Origin of the sequence: Nostoc sp. FACHB-280 (genome assembly GCF_014697615.1) — a bacterium.
Lineage (GTDB): Bacteria > Cyanobacteriota > Cyanobacteriia > Cyanobacteriales > Nostocaceae > Nostoc_B.
In genome coordinates this window covers 168,921-190,148 of sequence record NZ_JACJSD010000010.1, presented here as the reverse complement: position 1 = coordinate 190,148, position 21,228 = coordinate 168,921, and the positions used below count along the sequence as shown (strand labels likewise).

The 21,228-nt window shown below is 41.4% G+C and carries 18 protein-coding genes; 10 read left to right on the top strand and 8 right to left on the bottom strand.

Annotated features, from left to right (window positions below):
• Nucleotides 1-156: 156 nt before the first annotated feature.
• Nucleotides 157-543 (top strand): response regulator, encoded by a 387-nt coding sequence (locus H6G75_RS10255; protein WP_190979829.1) that lies wholly within the window; start codon nt 157-159, stop codon nt 541-543.
• On the opposite strand, the gene H6G75_RS10250 is transcribed toward H6G75_RS10255, so the two are convergent.
• Nucleotides 540-1,946 carry a cobyrinate a,c-diamide synthase gene (locus H6G75_RS10250; protein ID WP_190979828.1) on the bottom strand — a complete coding sequence of 469 codons (1,407 nt, stop codon included), beginning with the start codon at nt 1,944-1,946 and terminating at the stop codon, nt 540-542. The genes H6G75_RS10255 and H6G75_RS10250 overlap by 4 nt on opposite strands.
• 127 nt (nt 1,947-2,073) lie before the next feature.
• On the opposite strand from H6G75_RS10250, the gene H6G75_RS10245 reads away from it, so the two are divergent.
• The 3 genes from H6G75_RS10245 to H6G75_RS10235 all read left to right on the top strand — a co-directional run bounded on the left by H6G75_RS10245 (nt 2,074) and on the right by H6G75_RS10235 (nt 3,455).
• On the top strand, nt 2,074-2,313 hold the full coding sequence (locus H6G75_RS10245) for a type II toxin-antitoxin system HicB family antitoxin (protein ID WP_190979827.1): 240 nt from the start codon (nt 2,074-2,076) through the stop codon (nt 2,311-2,313).
• On the top strand, nt 2,310-2,543 hold the full coding sequence (locus H6G75_RS32950) for a type II toxin-antitoxin system HicA family toxin (protein ID WP_190979843.1): 234 nt from the start codon (nt 2,310-2,312) through the stop codon (nt 2,541-2,543). Before H6G75_RS10245 ends, H6G75_RS32950 begins: the two co-directional genes overlap by 4 nt.
• 162 nt (nt 2,544-2,705) lie before the next feature.
• Nucleotides 2,706-3,455 (top strand): DUF1877 family protein, encoded by a 750-nt coding sequence (locus H6G75_RS10235; RefSeq protein WP_190979826.1) that lies wholly within the window; start codon nt 2,706-2,708, stop codon nt 3,453-3,455.
• A gap of 481 nt (nt 3,456-3,936) precedes the next feature.
• On the opposite strand, the gene H6G75_RS10230 is transcribed toward H6G75_RS10235, so the two are convergent.
• A complete protein-coding gene (locus H6G75_RS10230; RefSeq protein ID WP_190979825.1) occupies nt 3,937-4,896 on the bottom strand; it encodes an aldo/keto reductase in 960 nt (319 codons plus the stop codon).
• Nucleotides 4,897-4,976: 80 nt separating this feature from the next.
• On the opposite strand from H6G75_RS10230, the gene H6G75_RS10225 reads away from it, so the two are divergent.
• Nucleotides 4,977-5,567, top strand: coding sequence for a DUF1802 family protein (locus H6G75_RS10225; protein ID WP_190979824.1), 591 nt, complete (start codon nt 4,977-4,979; stop codon nt 5,565-5,567).
• Nucleotides 5,568-6,180: 613 nt separating this feature from the next.
• The gene (locus H6G75_RS10220; RefSeq protein ID WP_190979823.1) at nt 6,181-6,447 is read left to right on the top strand and encodes a hypothetical protein; all 267 of its coding nucleotides are present in this window, start codon (nt 6,181-6,183) and stop codon (nt 6,445-6,447) included.
• Between the two features lie 70 nt (nt 6,448-6,517).
• Here H6G75_RS10220 and ggt read toward each other — a convergent pair whose 3' ends face one another.
• A complete protein-coding gene (gene ggt / locus H6G75_RS10215; protein ID WP_190979822.1) occupies nt 6,518-8,317 on the bottom strand; it encodes a gamma-glutamyltransferase in 1,800 nt (599 codons plus the stop codon).
• Between the two features lie 153 nt (nt 8,318-8,470).
• Between ggt and H6G75_RS10210 the strand changes: the two genes are divergently transcribed.
• Entirely contained in the window at nt 8,471-8,707 is a 237-nt protein-coding gene (locus tag H6G75_RS10210) for a hypothetical protein (RefSeq protein WP_190979821.1), read from the top strand.
• Between the two features lie 4 nt (nt 8,708-8,711).
• Here the strand turns inward: H6G75_RS10210 and H6G75_RS10205 are convergent, their stop codons facing one another.
• From H6G75_RS10205 to H6G75_RS10185, 5 genes are all read right to left on the bottom strand, one after another.
• Complete coding sequence (locus H6G75_RS10205; protein ID WP_190979820.1) at nt 8,712-9,434, bottom strand: phytochelatin synthase family protein; 723 nt, start codon at nt 9,432-9,434, stop codon at nt 8,712-8,714.
• 11 nt (nt 9,435-9,445) lie between these two features.
• Entirely contained in the window at nt 9,446-10,375 is a 930-nt protein-coding gene (locus tag H6G75_RS10200; protein ID WP_190979819.1) for a glycine betaine ABC transporter substrate-binding protein, read from the bottom strand.
• A gap of 3 nt (nt 10,376-10,378) precedes the next feature.
• The gene (locus H6G75_RS10195) at nt 10,379-11,008 is read right to left on the bottom strand and encodes an ABC transporter permease (protein ID WP_190979818.1); all 630 of its coding nucleotides are present in this window, start codon (nt 11,006-11,008) and stop codon (nt 10,379-10,381) included.
• Entirely contained in the window at nt 11,005-11,763 is a 759-nt protein-coding gene (locus tag H6G75_RS10190) for an ATP-binding cassette domain-containing protein (RefSeq protein ID WP_190979817.1), read from the bottom strand. Before H6G75_RS10190 ends, H6G75_RS10195 begins: the two co-directional genes overlap by 4 nt.
• A gap of 329 nt (nt 11,764-12,092) precedes the next feature.
• Nucleotides 12,093-17,612 carry a translocation/assembly module TamB domain-containing protein gene (locus tag H6G75_RS10185; protein WP_190979816.1) on the bottom strand — a complete coding sequence of 1,840 codons (5,520 nt, stop codon included), beginning with the start codon at nt 17,610-17,612 and terminating at the stop codon, nt 12,093-12,095.
• A gap of 392 nt (nt 17,613-18,004) precedes the next feature.
• Here H6G75_RS10185 and mgtE point away from each other — a divergent pair, with 392 nt between their 5' ends.
• From mgtE to H6G75_RS10170, 3 genes are all read left to right on the top strand, one after another.
• On the top strand, nt 18,005-19,405 hold the full coding sequence (gene mgtE, locus H6G75_RS10180) for a magnesium transporter (RefSeq protein ID WP_190979815.1): 1,401 nt from the start codon (nt 18,005-18,007) through the stop codon (nt 19,403-19,405).
• A 311-nt stretch (nt 19,406-19,716) separates the two neighbouring features.
• Nucleotides 19,717-20,814 carry a DUF2817 domain-containing protein gene (locus H6G75_RS10175; RefSeq protein ID WP_190979814.1) on the top strand — a complete coding sequence of 366 codons (1,098 nt, stop codon included), beginning with the start codon at nt 19,717-19,719 and terminating at the stop codon, nt 20,812-20,814.
• A gap of 112 nt (nt 20,815-20,926) precedes the next feature.
• A complete protein-coding gene (locus tag H6G75_RS10170; protein WP_190979813.1) occupies nt 20,927-21,157 on the top strand; it encodes a DUF433 domain-containing protein in 231 nt (76 codons plus the stop codon).
• Nucleotides 21,158-21,228 lie beyond the last annotated feature (71 nt).

Genomic DNA, 21,228 nt, shown 5'->3' with positions numbered 1-21,228 from the left:
TCTTGAGTGCTGAGTTGCTAGTAAAATATTTTTCTCCCTTGTCCCCCTTGTCCCCCTTGTCCCCCTTGTCCCTACTCCCTACTCCCTACTCCCCACTCCCCACCTTTACAGATAATTTCAACAATCAAACCGGATTCCTATATATTGGTATGAATTATGGCAGTAAAACGGATTCTTGTTGTAGATAACGAACAGTATATTCAAGAAGTTGCCAAAATTTGTTTAGAAACCGTCGCTGGTTGGGATGTGGTGACAGCCAGTTCTGGGAAAGACGGTATTACACAAGCCGAGACTTACCAGCCAGATGCCATTTTACTCGATGTGATGATGCCAGATATGGATGGAATCACCACCTTTGAGCAACTCCAAGCCAATGCAGCCACAAAAGAAATTCCCGTAATTTTATTAACCGCTAAAATCCAAGCCAGCGATCGCCGTCGTTATGCTCAAATGGGTATAGTAACAGCGATCGCAAAACCTTTCAACCCCCTAGAATTAGCTAGTCAAGTCGCCACTGCCCTTGGTTGGCAATTAGAGAATTAAAAGTTTAAACTTACCCAGGAACTAGACTGACATTGTTGAATAAATCGCTGGGGAATTTCTATACTAGCTCCCCAGTGTAAATGGATGTATGAAGCATGAAGATTAATAGGTAAATTCCAGCCTTCAAAGCCTGTATTTTCATCGCAATCATAGCGGTAAGTATCAAACAGTGGTTGATGAGAATTGGCTTTTAAAGTTGAGCGATGAAATTCATGTCCGTAAACATTTGTGCCGGCATTTACTAATAAACCATCTTGTAACGCTACGGCTCGACGATACCCCAATGTTAAACGTTTATCCATACAAGCAGATGTGGGAATTATCCCTACCATTGGGTAAGATTTACCCTCAAAATCAATGATTTCTCTACACAAATACATCAAGCCACCACATTCAGCAATTGTTGGCATCCCTTGAAGAATTGCTGTTTTTACTGCTTGCAAAACATGGGTATTTTTAGTTAATTGTTGAGCAAATACTTCTGGGAAACCGCCACCAAAATACATACCTTGAATATTTGGCGGTAATTCTGCATCTTCTAAAGGACTCCAAAAAACTAACTCTGCACCTAATTTTTCCAGTAAATCGAGATTGTCTTGATAATAAAAATTAAAAGCGCGATCGCACGCAACCGCAACCCTAACTACAGAAGACGATTTCCCCAAACAACCAGAGTTATTCTCTCCCCTGTCTCCCTTGTCCCCCTTGTCTCTCAACAAAGGTAATAAACTTTGCCAGTCAAAGCAAGCATCACCTAAATCTGCTAGACGTTCTATAACTGCGTCTAATTCGCTGAGTTCGGCTGTGGGGACTAAACCAAGATGGCGGTCAGGAATTGTAATATTATCTTGACGACGCAGCACACCGAGAATCGGGAATTGTAGAGATTTTAGAGCATCTTTGAGTAAAGAAAGATGGCGATCGCTCCCCACACGATTCAGCACTAAACCAGCTATTTTAATTTTAGGGTCAAAGGTACAATAACCGTGAGCGATCGCCGCTACAGAACCCGATAACCGACTACAATCAACTACCAACACCACAGGTAAATCGAGTAACTGTGCAATGTGCGCTGTACTAGCAAAAGTGAATGGATGTAAAGTATTTTCTTCTCGACTCCCTATTCCATCAAACAACCCCATCACCCCTTCCACTAAAGCATATTCACTCGCTTGGCTGTGATGGCGAAAACATTGCTGAACGTAAGCTTCACTAGTCAGCACTGGGTCTAAGTTGCGACAAGCAAGACCAGTCACATACCGATGAAACATTGGGTCAATGTAGTCTGGCCCGACCTTGAAAGATTGTACTTGACCACCACGACGGCATAAAGATGCTAAAAGGGTGAGTGTGACTGTTGTCTTACCCACCCCGCTACGTTCACCTGCAATTACTAAAGCCATTGAAAAAAACTACTGTGTACTATAGTTTAACTTGCGATCGTACTTTTTTTATCAATATTTAAAAGCGTTTATTATAAAATTCAGCATAAGCTAAAAGTAGCCAAATCACTCATAAGTTAAAAACATAATGCAGAATCATAGTAAACAGGTTTACAATTATACCGTTCTTTTAGAAAAAGAATCAGATGGAGGTTATCACGCATTTTGTCCTAGCTTAAAAGGCTGTCATTCTCAAGGAGATTCTTTTGAAGAAGCGATTGAGAATATTACAGAAGCTATTGAATTATATATTGAAAGTTTAAAGGCTGATAATCAACCAATTCCTAAAGAAGATTTAATTGTTAAGCCTTTGAGTATACTAGTATAAGTAATTTTCCTAGTGTCAAAGCGAAGGATTTTATTAAAGTTGCCGAACAATTAGGCTTTTATTTTGACCGTCAGAAAGGTAGTCATGCTATTTACAAAAATAGCCAAGGACAGAGGGTTGTAATTCCTATCCATGCTGGAAAAGACATAAAACAAGGAACTTTAATGGGTATGATTCAGGATATAGGCATTGACAAGGAGACTTTCTTTGAGTTGCTAGGAAAATTATAGTATCCTGTAAAGTTTATAATGAGTTAATAAGATAAATTTTATTTGTGTCTCTCAATAGTTAATTGTTTATCTAAAACGCACAAAATTATATATCTCAATTTAATCAAACATCAATGATAAAGCTTACTAGGATTAAATATTAAACAATTTCAAAATTATTTTATGGGAATAACAGGTGAAATAAAACAAATTTCTTCCTCAACCTTGGATTTATTTATCAAAGATATATATCTTGTTGATGCGTTTTTTGATGCTAAATGGTTGCCAGAATCTCCTCTTTGGGAAAAAGAATCCTACGGTATAGTAAAATCTGCGGAAAAAATAAAACAAAATGCTAGAGCAATATTTGGTAATTTACCTGCTGGTAGAAGCAAACAGTGGAAAAATACTTATGATTGGCAAGTATTAGAGGAATTGTTTCTTTCTGAGTGGGAAAATCCCGAATTAGATTTAGATAAATCTTGGCAGGACTTGACGTTTTTACTAGCAGGTTATATTCCATGCTACTATGATAAAACTCAAGGCAAAATCCCAGAATTAATAGTGGAAAAAGGATATAAAAAAGATTTTTTACCATTTCTAGTAATTGCAAATTCCCAGTGGGATGGTAAACCTTTAGTTAATGCCTTTGGTGCTGGTAAAGACCTCTATTTTGACAGAGACTATGGGCCAGTTAGATATCTGCAAGCAGGTGATGAAGTTGGGCAAATTCTGGATGGTTTATTAGAACTTTCTCAAGAAGGTTTTGAAAATCGTTTTATACAAGAGTCGCAAAAACCAAACCCTGTACCTTGGATTGATTGGTCAGACGAAGATATGCTTGACTCGATGGTAGATTACTACAACGAAATAGTTGATTACTATGAAACTGCTGTTAAAGAGCAAAAAGCACTGCTACTTTATTTAACTTAAAGTGCTAATTGAAAATCATAGCTAAAAACATCAAAACCTGGTCAACGATGACCAGGTTATTGGGAATTCACAGGTTTCAAATTTTTTAAAATTAGCTAAACAATTGAGAGAGTAAACAACTAAGGTGGACTTAATAACTAGCAACTTCAGCAATCTTTGTTTTTCCGCTTTGGGATTTGGCTCTGCCTTTTGTATGCTTTGGCTTTCACCACATTTAATTAGGGCTTGCTGAAAATTTGCTTGGGCTACAGACGGGAGACATCAGAGTCATTTGCCCTTTTGGTTTGGTTGGAATCTGTTTGATGTCTTGTTATTCAATTTAGCACTGACTTAGGAAACAGCAACTAGTAGTTTACTAAAGTTGACATTTTGTTTATTCTTGCAATCTTTGTTGTTACTTTGTTTAGCAAAAGATTCAGAACCCTGATTTTATTGAAGATTCAGGGATCTGATCTGTCACCTATAACCTGTCACCTTCAGCTTACCAATTCCACATGACTGGGTTGTTATCTAAATGATCGGTGACAATTCGCCCAATAGAGTCGATTTCGGCAATTTCATCAGGGGAAAGTTTGACATCGGCGGCTTTGGCGTTATCTTGTGCTTGTTCGGGATAACGTGCGCCTGCGATCGCATTGGCTTGGGGTTGGGCAATTAACCAAGCTAATGCTAACTGTGCCAAGGTACAATTATGGCGTTCGGCTATGGGGCGGAGTTTATCTAAAGCTTGTTGAGCGTGTTCAAAGTTTTCGCCTTGAAATAATTTATTGCTAGAACGGTTATCTTCTGGGGCAAATTTCTGTCCGCGAGGAAATTTACCTGTTAATAATCCTTGGGCTAAGGGTGAATAAGCCAAGATGGAAATTTGATTTTCGATACAATAGGGCAGAGCATCTTTTTCCACCGCCCGCCAAAATAGTGAATATGGGGGTTGCAAGCTATCAATTCGTCCATATTGTGATGCTTCGGCCAATTGTGCGCCAGAAAAGTTAGACACCCCAATTGCTCTAATTTTTCCTTGTTGTTTTAGCTCATTTAAAGCCTTCATCGTTTCGGCGATGGGGACAATTTCGCTGTTAAAGGCACCCGCAGGCCAATGAATTTGATAAAGGTCGATATAATCGGTTTTGAGGTTTTTTAAAGAGCGATCGCAAGCCTGAATCACTTGATCGTACTTGAGATGGTTGGCAAAAACTTTTGTGGCATATTGTACTTGGTCGCGCACATCCGCTAAAGCTTCGGCTACAATGCGCTCAGAATGACCTTCACCATAAACTTCGGCTGTGTCAACGGTTGTGATTCCGGCTTCAAAGGCGGCGCGAATGGCTTTAATAGAGTCAGCGTCTTCAATTCCCACCCACATCTTTTTGCCAGCTTGCCAAGTTCCAATAATAATGGGTGTGATTTCTACGGCAGATGTACCTAATTTTCGCTTTTCCATAATGGTTGTCTCATTACATTTCCCCGGATAGTTTCATACTTTAACGGTCTTAGCGTGAAATTAAATCAGAGTTACAGCAGATGCCGATGAATTTAACTTCGAGTTTATATGCTCTCAAAGAATGGTCTGTGGCGATCAATGCTTTGGAAACTGCTAAAACCATCATGTTGCTGCGTAAAGGTGGTATTCATGAGCAGAATGGACGTTTTCAAGTTGCTCATGAGCAGGTTTTACTTTACCCAACTTTTGAACATCAACAGCCGTTTCTGCTAAAATCAGAATATGCAAATCTCGTCTGTCCAGTAACTCCTGGTTGGCATCCAGAAACAATTCGCATTGGCAGTTGGGCAGAGATTACAGATATTTTGCCGATTAGTGAGGAGTCTACTGTTAACGCGCTACTCCCGTTTCATATCTGGAATGAGTATTTTATTAGCGATCGCCTAAAATGGAAACCACGTCAGCCGTTGTATGTTCTGCTGTTACGCACTTATAAATTGCCCAAAGTCCAAGAAATTCCCTATCTGCCAAAATATGGTGGTTGCAAGTCCTGGATTGATTTAGTGCAACCAATCGACATCGCAGATGCAACACCTGTTTTATCTGATGCTGACTACTCGGCAATAGTGAACGAAATTCGCACGATTATTAGTGATTTTATTAAGTGCTGAGGTTAGGGGGACAAGGGAGACAAGGGGGACAAGGAAGCAATATTTCTACCTTGTCTACCCCCTCTACCTTGTCTACCCCAACTCCCCACATGACTATCTTTAATAGCAACTGGGTATCAGCACTCAGCACTGATAACTAAATCTTACTGGTGTAACTAGCAAAACAAATAATTTGTAATTCAGCTATTTAGGAAAATAGTAACTCTTGTTACATACACTAACAGCAACCACAGATAACATGAGAAAAATCTTGCCCTCATAACCAGCAAAGTATCGCCGAGCAGCGTTATATTTTTACGCCTATAAGCGATGTTGAATCATTATTCAGTCATGGAGCCGAAGATATTGAGCTATTGTCAGCTTTTTCCTACAAAATCCACAATATTTGACACTTTTTGCAAGTATCAAAGGTTGGGGATGGCGTGATTTTGTCTTGCTGTATCTTTAAAAACTGTCTAGAAAATCTATCTGATGGCTTACGTAATTTTACTAAACCAATTTGTAGGTATATGGACACATACTAGGGGAATTAAAAATTATCCCAGAAGATTGATGCAGTGCTTGACAAAAGTCTGCGATTATGCAATTTTAGCTAAACACTAAGGAGTTTGCCATGAATCGACAAATGTGCTGGTTATCTAAGTCTAGTGGCGACGGTGAGAAGATTTTGTATTTGCAAGTAGAGGCTAATAAAGGTTGGCGACCTTACACAGCTTATCCGCAATTTGCAGTGCCAGATTATCAAATTCCTGGGGGTTCTAAGGGTTGGGCAACTTATCAAAAACTGCTGAAGGCGGGTTGGACACTAGTACCCAGTGCGCGAGCAAATGAATTTAGCACTCAAGTAGAATACTCAGAATCAATGTTACAGAATCAATAGTTGCAGTTAGTATTTCAGAATTTTAACTATCTCGAAAAACGGCAGTGTTGCGTTATTTTGTAATGACTGTCTACCAGCCTCTAGGCGAACCTTCACCGCGAGGATCGGCGGCTGCTTCTAGGCTGCCATCTGCTTGAGTAGCGATCGCGTTAACATTACCCCAAGGAGTGTTTTGTTCCTTGATGTTGTGTCCACGACGGCGTAAGTCTTGCAGAGTTAAAGCATCCAAACCCCAAGGTTCAACGCGCAACTCATCAGGAAGCCATTGGTGATGTATGCGTGGTACGGAGACAGCTGCACCAACGTCCATATTGTATTCCAGCACATTGAGAATTACTTGCAATACCTGAGTGATGATTGTGCTGCCACCAGGGGCCCCCACTGCCATTCGGAGGTGATTATTTTCTGTGACTATTGTTGGAGTCATACTTGAAAGGGGTGTTTTTCGGGGTGCGATCGCATTTGCTGAGTTGCCAATTAAACCAAAAGCGTTAGGAACTCCTGGCGCAGTGGCAAAATCATCCATCTCATTATTGAGTAAAATTCCTGTTCCTGGGCTGACTACACCCGCACCAAAACCAAGATTAATTGTAAAAGTCAAACTCACAGCGTTACGTTGTTCATCCACAACGCAAAGATGGCTGGTTTCTGTAGATTCGTAGCGAGTGGCTGGCAATCTTAATGATTTGTTGGGTAGAGGGACAATTTGATTGCTAACGGGGCCAAAACGTTGAAGAATTTCTGGTGCTACTGGTTTGATTTCTGATGCAGGTTTCGCCACATCCATATTGATTTGTTGACGACGCTGTTTGGCGTAAGCCGGGTTAATGAGGGCTTGTACAGGGACTTTGATAAAATCAGGATCACCCAAATATTGTGAGCGATCGGCGTAGGCTATCTTCATCGCTTCCGCCATTAGATGTAAACTGTTGGGATGGTGCCATCCCCAAGCTTTTAAATCACTGTCACCGATAATGTTTAAAATCTGCAATAGATGAACGCCGCCTGATGATGGTGGTGGCATAGAACAGACTTTAGCTTGACGAAAACTACCGCAGAGAGGAGTTCTCCAGATGGGTTTGTATGCCTTGAGGTCGTCTAACGTAATTAAACCACCATTTTTTGCCATATCTGAGGCGATCGCACGGGCAATTTTACCAGTATAAAAACTTTGGGGATCGTCGGCAATAATTTCTAAAGTGCGTGCTAAATCTCGTTGGACTAATCTTTCTCCAGGCTGATAAAATTCGCCGTTGCGGGTGAATATGCCTCTAGCGGCGGAATTCTGGAGGATTACGGGTTTGCGGTTTTCGTAAACTTGAATGGAACGCCAAGTTAGTTGTTTACTTAAGATAAAGCCATTTTTAGCTAGAGCGATCGCAGGTTTGACAACTTCCTTCCACGGCAACTTACCATAACGGCTATGCACCTCATACATTCCCGCTACTGTTCCTGGTGTCGCCACCGCCAAATAACCATTCACACTGGCATTCGGACGCACCTTGCCATCTGCATCTAAATACATATTTCTGGTAGCCTTGATAGGTGCGCGTTCCCGAAAATCCAAAGCTTTCATCTCGCCAGTTTTCTCAGAATGCAGCAGTAAAAATCCCCCGCCACCAATTCCCGCCGAAAAAGGTTCAACTACAGATATCGCAAAAGTTGTGGCGACGGCTGCATCTACCGCATTCCCTCCCTTGCGTAACATTGCTAACCCAGCCTCACTCGCCAGAGGATGTGCAGATACTACCATCCCCTTTTTGCTGCGTAGGGGTAAAGTGGTAGTGGCTGCTGCAACTTGGCTGTAACAGAGAACGGTAAAGTAAAAGACGGTAAATACAACCTGTTTGGGTTTAGCAAAGATTTGCATTTTGATACTGTTGTATATTGCTATGTCTTAGCCTATCGCTTGATATCGCAGTTAATTATTTAAATTTTCATAGATCAATACTTTCTAAATTCATATCAATATCATCTCGCTACAATAAAGTAACGAGTGCTTAAGGGAGCAGGAGATAATCTTATGGAATCAAAACCACGTATCTTCAAACAAACCGCTAAAGAAACAACTCTACTGTTTGCAGGGGGGGCTGGTGCTGGACTAATCATCTTTGCCCTGTTCGGCGGACTATGGCACATCACTCACTTTTGGTGGGTGATGGCAGCAACTACAATATTCTGCGGTTTATTAGCTGTAGTGTTCCGCCAAAAATTCCAGCCGATGTTAAATGCTTTGATGGACAATGCTCCGGGGATTTAGGAACTTAATTAACTTTACTCACTAAAACAAAGCCGCGTGTTTTACCGGAAACTGTATCCTTCGTATTCATCGCCTTCCACAAATCTGCGGCTTTCACCCACACTGGCGGATATTTATAACGAGAAACATCCATAATTAAAAATCTATCTGTCTGCTCATTGTAAGCAGCAATTGGTGAAATATGTCCACCTTTTTCTTGACCAATTTCTTTACGTAAATAATTAACTATCACAAAATTATTAGATTGCTTTAAATTTGTCGAGACTAACTTACGAAATTGTTCTAAATTAGTATCGGCTGCATGATAAACATTGACTTGGACATCATAACTAGCAATTAATCCGCCTAATTCTGCTAAAGTCATTCCTTGACGGGCGACAACTTCAGGTGCAATGACTTTTTTAGTTTTTTCATTGCTAAAAAAGTTTTCTTGGGTGAACACTCTATAAGGAGAATATTGTGGTGATTCTGGTGCGACAATTCCTAAACTATTTAACACCATCACACTACTAGCCACACCACAAAAAGCTTGATTATTTTGCGTGACAAACTGCATACTCAAAGGAAAGAAATCTTCTCTGGAGCGACTTTGAATTAATAACTTCTCTCCCTCCTTAGAATTAAAAGCAATCAAGTTATTGGAGAGGGGTAATGTTTGAGCAATAACAGTTCCACTAGAAACACAAAACCAGATAATTGCAGCTTTAAAAGTTGTGCTTAACTTCATAAATTTCCCACTTAAAAACTTTGCACCTTTGCGCCTTTGCGCGAGATTAACCCCTTAGATTTCAGAAACTCACGCACAACCTCTTTAATATCTTGTAACTCCCCTTCAACCAAATAATTTAACTGCCGCATTTCATCTGCGGAAATTTTACCAGAAAGTTGAGCGATCGCACCTCTCAACTCTGGGTATTTATTCAACACTTCTTGTCTAACAATTGGCGTAGCTTCGTAAGGTGGGAAATATTGTTTATCATCCTTTAACACAGCCAAACCTAGCCGCGTAATTTGTCCATCAGTTGAATTTCCCGCCACCATATCTACTTGCTTCTGCACCAAAGCTCGATATATTAAACCCAAGTCCATAATTTGCGGTGGTTTAGAAAAACGCAAATCGTAAGTTTTAGCTAACCCTGGAAAACCATCTTCTCGTTCTAAAAATTCGTAGCCAAACCCGCCGCGCCATTGGGGTGTATATTGGGCAACCTGGGATAAAGTTTGAATATTATACTTCTTGGCATCTTCACCACGAATAACCATTGCGAAAGTATTTTCAAAACCTAAGCTAGGCATAACTTCCAGCTTAAATTTTTGGTCATATATTTGTTTTAATTTCTCGTAAACTACTTTCGGGTCATTGACGGCTTTTTGTTTTAAAATCCCAGTAAAAGCTGTACCCGTGTATTCAATATAAGCATCAATTTTTCCAGCCAGAATAGCATTATGACAAACAAAAGAACCGCCTAAACGGGGACGACGGACAACTTTGAGATTAGTTGTTGCTTCAATTTGTTGGGCTAAGAGTTCGCCTAAAATATCTTGTTCGGTAAAATCTTTAGAAGCAACAACAATATCGCCCGTGGTATTATTCGCACTAGGGTTACAAGCTGCGATCGCCACTACTAAAGTAAAAGTTAAAATAAAAAATATTAAAAATCTTTTCATTACTTATTTAACTTTTAATCTGGTTTCCAACAACCCAATTAACAAATCTGCCAGTAAAGCAATTAAGGCGGCTGGCACTGCCCCGGCTAAAATTAAATCATTATTTACTACCGCAATACCGCGAAAAATAAACACGCCTAAACCACCAGCGCCAATAGCAGCCGCAATTGTAGCAACACCAATACCTATGACTGCGGCAACTCTCACCCCTGCTAAAATTACACTCATTGCTAAGGGGATTTCGACTTGTAATAATAATTCTTGATCAGTCATTCCCATACCTCTACCAGCTTCGATAATTGCTGGATCTACACTCGTAATACCTGTGTAAGTATTGCGAATTATCGGCAGAAAAGAATATAAAGTTAAAGCAACGATAGCTGGAACAACACCAATTCCACCAATAATCGGCACAGGAATTAGTAAACCAAATAAGGCCAAACTGGGAATAGTTTGCAGTACATTGGCAATACCAAGAATGGGTTGACGCAACCGAGTTTGACGGGTAATTAAAATACCTAACGGAATGCCAACAAGTGTGGCAATTGTAATGGCAATACCTACCAAAAATAAATGTTCCAGCGTGTGCTGTAAAATTTCTGGGGCATACTTAATCAAGAAAAAGTCTTTCATAAATTGTCTTGCAGAGAACGCAGACATTGAAGAAAAGCTAGGCTTTCTGGATGTTGCGATCGCAGAAACTCCTCCTTTGTACCTAATACTACCAGTTCTCCGTCATACATTAACCCAATTCGAGAAGCTAAGACAAACGCCTCTTGGATATCATGCGTCACAAACACCACTGTCTTACCGAGTTCTTGCTGTAACCGCCGAAACTCCTGTTGCAATTCTAAGCGCGTAATGGGGTCAAGTGCGCCAAAAGGCTCATCCATCAACAACACTGGAGGATCTGCGGCTAACGCTCTCGCTACGCCTACCCTTTGTCGTTGTCCCCCCGAAAGTTGATGGGGATAACGCCCAGCAAACTGCACAGGATCTAAACCTACCAACTGCAACAATTCATAAACTCTTGTTTTAATTTGTTTCGGTTTCCAACCTTCTAAACTAGGAACTAAACCAACATTACGTTCTACAGTGAAATGGGGAAATAAACCAGTTTCTTGAATTACATAACCAATTTTGCGCCGCAGTTTAATTTCATCCCATTGACTTGTCGGAGTTCCATCAAATACGACATCACCTGTGGTTGGTGTAAACAGACGATTAATTAATTTCATCGTGGTAGTTTTACCGCTACCACTGCGTCCAAGTAATATTAATGCTTCTCCTTGATGAATTGAAAAATTAAGATTTGATACTAAATTGCGACGGTTGCGGCTAAAGCTGACATCGCGGAATTCAACAGCAATTGAGCGATTTTGCGACATACTTGACTGTTGGTTATTAACTTGAAGCTATTATTACTGATTTTGCCAATAAGTAAATATAGCAGTCCTAAACCATTTGTGAAATTCTCTTTCTTTCCCTTCCTCTCCTTCTTTGTGTCCTTTGCGTCCTTTGCGGTTCGTTAAAAAGAATACTTTTTCACAACTCAGATAGTATTGCTATATAGACTTTTGTCTCACGCAAAGGCGCAAAGGCGCAAAGAGTAAGATGTCATTACGAGGGGGTATAGGGTTGTAAGTGTTCAAAACCCCCACACCCTCACACCCTTACACCCATTCTTCACAGACAACCGTTGTGCGCCATGTTGATGTTAAAATCGAGTTTCATATTCAAAGAACAGTAGATTTTCATTGCCTAAATCGGTTGCGCCGCGTACTAAAATTTCGTCATTGAGTCGATAAAGGACGTTGTAACGGAAGGACGCATCACTACTAAATAATGGTCGTGATAAAGAAACAGAAAAATCTCGATTTAGGTTGAATACACCTTCGGCTGATAAATCGAGAACTGATGAGCGTCTTGCTGTTTGATCTGTAATGGGAGTAGGAAAGATGCGAAATTCACTAAAACCAATTGCTTGACCGATCGCAGTAATCGTACCTTGTAAACTACCTAAAATTGTCGTACCAGCAAAATTAGTTAACCCTTGGGTGATATCTCCGGTTTGAGCAAAGTTATTCAAAATTGAACCACCCAGTAAAGCGACAATTTCTCCTTGACTGCGGCGGGGTTGACTTGTCAATTCTAAATTTTCGTTTAATCTACTAGCACGTCCTGTCACCCTTGCTTGGACGCGCACGGTGCGTAAAGTGCCAAAATTGATTGCAGAAGCATCGCTGATTTCTGCCGATGCAGGGGATCTTAAAATTCGATTATTGATTGCTGAAGTTTCAGGAACGATCGCTAACAGTCGCACATTCAAGGTAGGATCAAGTCCTTGACTGGGGGTAAAGGTGGCTGTTTGTTCATAGCCACGTTCTAACGTGAACTCGGTGCTAAATAAACTGACTCTTCCCCCTGTTAACCGAATTTCTCCTTGGGGGAGAGGTTTGGCTAATGTACCGTTAATTGTTAGGTCGCCTTTGGCGTTAAAGCTGAGTATCGGTTGACTAAAGCCGCCTACTCCCGGTACAAAACTGAGTAAAGATTGACTTGTCACCCGCACATCATCACCCAAGGTCAAGCGTAAGTTGTCAAACGCCACAGGTAAATTAGGTCTAGTTACAGCAGCAGTAGTTGTTGTTGTAGGGTTGGGGTTAGTTTCTGTGGTTGTAACAGCACTAATATTAATGTCACTACTATCGGTCGTTGTTGGTTGGGCGTTAGCGGTGGTGGAGTTACCAATAATTACCTGTCCATCACTCAGTTCAATTTCACCACCAATTTGCGGTTTGAGTGCTGTTCCTTGAATCACGGCATTACCACTCACACCACCTTCATACAAACCAGGAACTTGGAAATCTAGGGGTTGTTCTATTAATACTGTCAAAGGATTGGTTGTATTTGCCTGGGGTGTAAAAATTGGCAAAATTCCCGATGCTGTAACTAACCCTTGATTGTAATTAGCTTGAATACCTTCTATATTTACTATATTGCCGTTAAACTGGGCTGTTCCCGTGACATTGGTGAGTGGTTCGGATAAAGCTTGAGCGCGAATAGTAGCATTATTCAATGTGGCATTACCGTTAATAATTGGCTGATTTAACGTACCGCCAACATTCACAGCCACTTGTCCTTGTCCATCTAGCCATGAGACTTGATTGTTAGTCAGCAGATTTAACAGTGTTAAACCTTCGTTACTCACATTCGCCTGGACACTAATTTGATTACTAGCTGGTTTGGCAAAAACAAAGGGTAAGGGTGCAGGAACACTACCTGTAGCTGTGATGGGTTGGGTTCCTGTCAGCAGTAAAGCACTGTCAAAATGTAAGCGGGCATTTTCGTAGGCAAATTTTACCTGTCCTGTCTGCACTGGTTGGTTATTCAGAGTCGCATTTGCCAGTGACACTTCACCATTTACCCTGGGGTTGAGGAAATTACCTTGCAAATTAGCCACAGCATTCACTTCACCTGTGACATCTAGCGGATATTGGGCAATAAACGGCTGAAATAAAGATAACGGTAAACTCGCTACATTCAACTGTCCCGTTAGTTGGTTCAAACCTAATTTGCCGGCAAAAGCTACCTGTCCTTGATTAATGCCAATACTCAAGGGTGAAAGAGTAATTACATTATTGGCAAAATTACCTTGAGCAATCACTTGATTAATCGTATATTGTCCCCATTGCCAGTTATTACCTTGGAGATTAAACCCAGCATTCAACCCAGATTTTAAAGAACCACTGGCTACTAAGGTTCCATTCAAAGCACCTGTTAATTCTGCCAAACTGGGTAAAGGCGGTGCTTGTTTTTTGTCTTGCTGTTGTTGCTGTTCTGCGACTGTGGCAATTTTAGAGAAGTATTCTAGTTGTGTGAGCAAGTCTGCATTTGGTAAGCGCACAGATGTGGTATCAAGTGCGGTTGCACCTGCTAGTGTGGGTGGTTCTGTACCTGTGCTGAAATCTTGAAAATCGTAGATATTAAACGCTTGTAAAAGTTCTTGTATTCTCGTTTCTACTAAATTCGCTTGGACTTGAAATTGGGGGTTATTGCCAGTTTGTACACTTCCACTCAGGGCAATGCTACTTTCTCCCAGACGCAACAGACCGTTAGTTAAGTTAGCTGAACCATTGGCATAATTAAAATTACCACGAAATTCTTCAGCTGAAACCCTGGCAACACGAGGCTGAGAAATTGCCACATCTCCCGCCACTGCATAATTATTCAGATTAACTACTAAATTGCCTGATAATTGCCCGCCCAAGGGTTTCAAATTATTGTTAGGTAAAAAGCCGCCAACCAAAGCGATGGGAAATTGTTGGGCGTTGATAATTAAATTATCTCCCTCGGTTCTACCCGTGGTGACAGCGCCATCATGTCGGACTAAAAAGGAAGTTGGGCGATAATTGCCATCGAGGTTGAGGGCTATCCTATCTTGTGTACCTGCGAGGCGCAGACTTCCCCCTTGTCCGCCTTGAAAGTTAACATTACCGCTTAAAACGGGGTCAAATGCCACGTTACCCACATTGAAATTTTTCAGCCGTACATTACCTGTGGCTTGGGGAACTGCTGGAGTACCTGTGACTCGCCCGTTAAAATCGACAAAACCTGATAGGGCGATATCTCCGGGAACTTGCACACCAGTATTGTTGAGGTTGAAATTCTGCGCCAGGACATCGAAATTAAAGCCGGCGATTTTCGGTGTACCTGTTGCTGGTAATTGTACAGCGATCGCACCACTCGCACTTACCCCCGGTGTCGTCGCCCGTGGCACAATAATTTGCTGACCATTCCAGCGAAACTCGGCTGACAATGGTTGTGCTAACTGCGCTATTCCTTGGTTGGCGCGAATTTGTCCAGCCGCGCGAATATCTGCTAAAGCAAAAGATTTTGTATTCCCAGCCACCTGCACATTCCCATTCAGCCTACCCCGTAGTTGGGGCGAAAAACGGCTGAGTTGAATTTGAGAAGCATTCGCCACTGCTTGCCAGCGACCATTATTCAAGCTAATATCCCTGACATTGACTCTACCCCCCGCCACACTCAAGTTTGCTCGTCCTGACGCTTGAATGGTTTCTGGTTGGAAAGACTTCGTGCTGCCTGATAAATTCACAGAAGCACTATTTAATACTCCTTGGAATTGTGCAGGAATCTGGGAAAAACGACTGAGTTGAATTTGAGAAGCATTCGCCACTGCTTGCCAACGATTATTATTCAAGTTAATATTCCTGACATTAACTCTACCCCCCGCCACATTCAAGTTTGCTTCCCCTGTGGCTTGAAAAGATTTCGTACTGCCCGACAAACTTACCGATGCACTAGTTAATACTCCCTGAAATTGGGCGGGAATTTCTTTAAATCGGCTTAACTGAACTTTTTCTGTATTAACAACAGCTTGCCAACGGTTTTGAGCAACTTGACCTTTAGCGGTGATGGTATTGCCTGCTACATTAAACACAGCCGTTGGCAAAACAAAATTCTGCCCTTGTTGCTCAATGACTACTGCACCGATAGTTGGATAGGTAGCATTTGGCGCTTGTACTTGAGCGACTGTCCGCAAATTCCCTAGATAACCAAACACCTTAGCATTGGCTGAGACATTCCCAACTTTAATGCTAGATGCAGAGTTGTTGGTTTTGGCGATGACATCCCCTGGTAAATTTTGAGCGAGAACATTCAACAATACTCTGCCTTGGGGCGCTAGTTGCACTTGACCACCACCGACAATTTGCCCCCCGGCTGGTGGTTGCACCAAGACTCTGGCAACATTGAGGATTAAAGGTTGTCTGCCGAGGGAGCCAGTAACTTGTGTATTAGCTGAGACATTGCCAATGCTAATTGGTGGTGTAATCCCGTAGTTTTGCGCCAGTATATCTCCTGAAATACCTTCGGCTTGTAGGTCAAATTTTACTCGTCCGCCTAATATTGCTTGACCGCCACCTGTAATGATTCCACCTGCGGCGGGGACAAGTTTGAGATTTGAGACGGTGATTTGAGAAGCATTTTTGTTGACATTGAGGCGAAAGTCAGTATTAACAGCTTGAAATTGAAGACGGTCAACTTGCAGAGGTTTGGTGTTGCTGACTGTACCGCTAAGAACCGGCTGTTGCAGAGAACCTTGTACCTTGACCTTGGCTTGGACTTCCCCTGTGGCGACGACGGGAGATTTAACGTTGAAGGTATCTAAGAGATTTTTCGCACTGACGGGTTTTACCTGGGCAGAAAGGTCAAAACCTGTTTTGAGATTGACTGTACCATTGGCGAGGAGAGGAACTTTGCCTAAATTTGTGGAGAGATTATCTAATGCGATCGCCTGACCTTGAAATACTAATCTACCGTTAGAATTAATGAAGCGTTGGGGAATATTTTGAATTTGGGCTGTGACTTGTTCAGGAATAGCTGTCCCGGTAATCGCTATTTCTGACGCATTTGCAGGAATTTGTACACCCAAGTCAGCACTGACTTTTCCGGCTTGCAAAACAATGGGTAACTGAATTAATCGACTCACATCAGATGCTAGTAAACTTTGGGCGACAACCTGTAGATTAGTTTGTTGTGCTTTTGGTTGTGTTGACCCAGTAATTTTAACTGCACCACCTCTAGTAAATTGACCATTAATTTCATAACCAATCTCTGCATTATCTGGTGCAAATCTCGCCACACCAGCGAATTGATTAATTATTACAGAACCTTTTGGTTTAGTTGGCGCAGCAGCTGGTAAAAGTTCTACATTGCCATCAACAATTTGCAGTGTTTGTAATTGCGTTTGAATAATCCCTTTACCTTCAGCACTTTTGACCTCTGCTGTCACCCAACGACCATCTTGATCTTGTTGAATAAAAACACGCGGCTGCACCAAGGTGACATTTAACGGTAATGTGCGGCTGAAAATGACTGGTAACAGCGCAAACTGCACCTCAACAGCCTTTGCTGTTACTTGGTCAGCATCAGTAGGTGTTGCAGGTATAGATAAAGAACTAAATCTCAAACTCGAAAGTGAAAAAGACTCCACTTGCCCTAGATTAATTGGTCGCCCTAGTAATTGTTCCAGATTTGTCTCTACTAACGGCGCTAAATCGTTATACACATAATTTCTTGCCCACCAAATTCCTGATGCAATACCAGCAAGCAAGAAAATTCCTATAACTAAACTACTACGACTGAAAAGTAGGAGATATAAACGACGGTTAATTGGCTCCTGATCATTCTCTGAGTTGGGAGGGCGCGTCATTTCCGTTACCAGCAACGCTATTAAGTAACAAAGTTATTATTACCCGAAAACACCATAGTTGTTTTGCCCAAGTTCTCAAAACTTGTTCTAGATAGATTAGTAATTCCTTCTCTTGAGGGATGACAGACTCATAGTACTGGTGAGATTGGGTGTGGGGGTGTGGGGAGTGTGGGGGGAAAGATTTCTCCACCATCCTCCCACACCTCCCACACTCCCCTTCCTGACTAAGTTTCAAGTATTAATTAACAGTCTATTTGCTACGTTAATAGGAGAAATTCAAGAAAAGTTGATTTAAAGTAAAAAAAGTTACATCGTTTAAGGTTTCATCTTCCGGCATTGTCTCATAGACTAGGGGCAGCAACCTTATTAAAACTGGCTGAGGAAAGTGGAAATTGACTGAGACAAACAACTTAAACTCTACCTTCCAGGATGTGTCCCGTAGAGAATTGCGAGATTTAGTCAGAACTCAACTGCAAATGTTGTTAGAAGCAGCAGATTTACAAGCGGCAAAATCAATTCTTATACCTGTACAACCTGCGGATATTGCTGAAGCAATTGAAGGCTTACCAGAAGCGATGCACGCTTTAGCTTTTCGTTTGCTTTCTAAAGATGAAGCGATCGCAGTTTACGAGTATCTTGACTATAGTGTACAAGAACGATTAATTGAAGAATTAAAAAGTCAAGAAGTTCGTGATATTGTCGATCAAATGTCTTCGGATGACAGGGCGAGGTTATTTGATGAATTACCTGCCAAAGTTGTCAACCGTTTACTAGAACAATTAAGTCCGGTAGAACGTCAAGCTACGGCTTTGCTGTTAGGTTATGAACCTAATACAGCCGGACGAATTATGACTTTAGAGTTTATTTCTCTCAAGGAAAATATTACAGTTACTCAGGCTCTAGAACGGATTCGCCGTTTAGCTAATGCCAGCGAAATAATTTACTATCTCTATGTTACAGACGCAGAAAGACGCTTGACAGGGATTGTATCTTTGCGAGATTTAGTAACATCTCAACCAGAACAAATCATTGGGGAAATTATGACCCGTGATGTGATATTTGTCCGCACAGATACAGACCAAGAAGAAGTAGCAAGAGTTATTCAAAGATATGACTTTTTAGCTGTACCTGTGGTAGATAAACAACAGCTTTTAGTGGGTATTGTTACCGTTGATGATGTAATTGATATTTTACAAGAAGAAACCACCAAAGATATTTATGCGTTAGGTGGTGGTGTGCAGTCGAGTGGCGATAATTATTTCCAGATGAACTTGATGAAAGTCGCACGTAAACGAGTAGTATGGTTATTTGTTTTATTAATTACGAATACTATTACAGGCACAATTATTAAATCCCAAGAAGATATTTTAACTAAAGTAGTTACACTAACAGCATTTATTCCTTTATTAACAGGAACTGGTGGTAACGTGGGCGCTCAATCTTCGACAGTGGTAATTCGCGGGATGAATACTGAAGAAATTCGCTCACTCGGCACATGGCAAGTAATTGGCAGAGAAGCGATCGCTGGTTTACTCTTGGGTGGTATGCTAGGGTTAATCGCTACAATTTGGGCATATTTTTTACAAGGCAGAATTGAAGTTGCGATCGCTGTCGGTACTAGTTTAGTGGCAATTTCGATTTTAGCTTCGGTGTCTGGTTCCACACTGCCATTTTTATTTCGGATGTTACGTTTAGACCCAGCTTTGATGTCTGCGCCATTTATCACCACAGCCGTTGATGTCTTAGGAGTCTTGATTTATTTCAATTTGGCACGAGTAATTTTACAGTTATAGCTGAGTGCTGATCCCATTTCGCTGAAAGTTTGATACATATAGACCACAGGGGTCAGATTGACAGGTGTAAGTTTTTTATGTAGGTATGGGTGAACACGCTCAAACTCTGTTGCTTTGCCATCTCAACAAGCAAATTATGTGCTTCACAGCTTACACTGTCATATCACGTCCGGTTAATCAGTTATGATTCCAGAAATCTGTGCGGAAACGTTAAAACCCTCTCCCCCACTCAACGGTAGTTGCTCCTGGAAGAACCCCCTACGTATCCCTCAGTACCTCCTCTGCGGCCTTAACCTTAACTCACAGTTCTCATGTCTTACGCTTTTGCCTTTAGTCCCAACTACGCGACTGCACGATATCGGTTTTGTGCGGCGGCACAGGCTTTGGGTTGTCAATTAGAAACCTATTCCATTGACCAAACAGGCCCCGATGAGGAAGACTTAACTATTGATGTGGCAATTTTAGGAGACGTTCAACCTGAGCAAATTTTGGTTGTTTCTAGTGGCTTGCATGGGGTTGAGGGTTTTTTTGGTTCGGCTGTTCAATGTGCTTTGTTAGAAGAACGTCTGATTGGTTGGAGTCCCAGCCCAAGAACAGCTTTGGTGCTGTTACATGCTTTAAATCCCTATGGTTTTGCTTGGGGAAGGCGTGGGAATGAGGAAAATATCGACCTGAACCGTAATTTCCTGCTACCCCAGGAAGAATATACAGGTAGTCCAGAAAAGTATGGGGAATTGAATAGCTTCTTTAACCCAACTTCACCACCTTCACCTTTAGAACCATTTTTGATCAAAGCGATCGCTACTATTTTGCATCATGGCATTAATTCTTTAATCAATACCTTACCTGTAGGACAATACGATTTTCCCCAAGGGCTATTTTTTGGAGGACAAAGGCCAGCTAAAACACATCAAATCTTAGCTGACAATCTTCCCCGATGGATTGGTGATGCCAAAAATGTTCTGCATATTGATTTACACACGGGTTTGGGTAAAAAAGGGACTTATAAACTGTTTATTGATGACCCCCCTAATTCCACATCAGCTCAGTGGTTAATAGAAAAGTTCGGTGCTGATGTCGTTGAACCCTACCAACCAGACGGGAAGATTTATAAAATTCGTGGGGGTTTAGGAACTTGGTGTCAGGCGATGTTTCCCCAGTCCGATTACAAGTTTCTCACGGCAGAGTTCGGCACTTACCCAGTTATCCAAGTTGTAGAAGCATTACGGGCAGAAAATCGCGCTTATTTTTATTCACCGCCAGAACACCCTTCTAAAATATGGACACGTCAAAGATTAGAAGAAGTGTTTGCACCCGCAGATATAACTTGGCGGAATACTGTAGTTTGCAAAGGTATTGATTTAATCGAAAAAGCAATAGAGGTTTGCTTTCCTACCGAAGTAATTTAATTGATTTAGGAAAACACTGTTTCATTGCCTGGAAAGGTCAGATAATAGGAAATATTGACACAGTTGTGTCTAGTTTCTCAATCCAATAACCATACATTACGAAGCCACAACCATGCAAAATCTCACCAGAATTACTCGCAATCCAGAAGTGATGGGTGGTAAACCTTGCATTCGGGGAATGCGCGTTACTGTTGGTACTATAGTTGGTTTAATGGCATCTGGACACAGTAATAGTGATATCCTCAAAGCGTATCCCTATCTGGAAGAAGCTGATATTTATGAGGCGCTTGCCTATGCTGCATGGCGAGTTGAAGAAATTGAAGTACCTCTCAGAATCGCATGAAAATTTTGATTGATATGAACAATCTAGAGTGCGTATTTTAACAATCCACAAATAGCTATTTGTAATGTCAC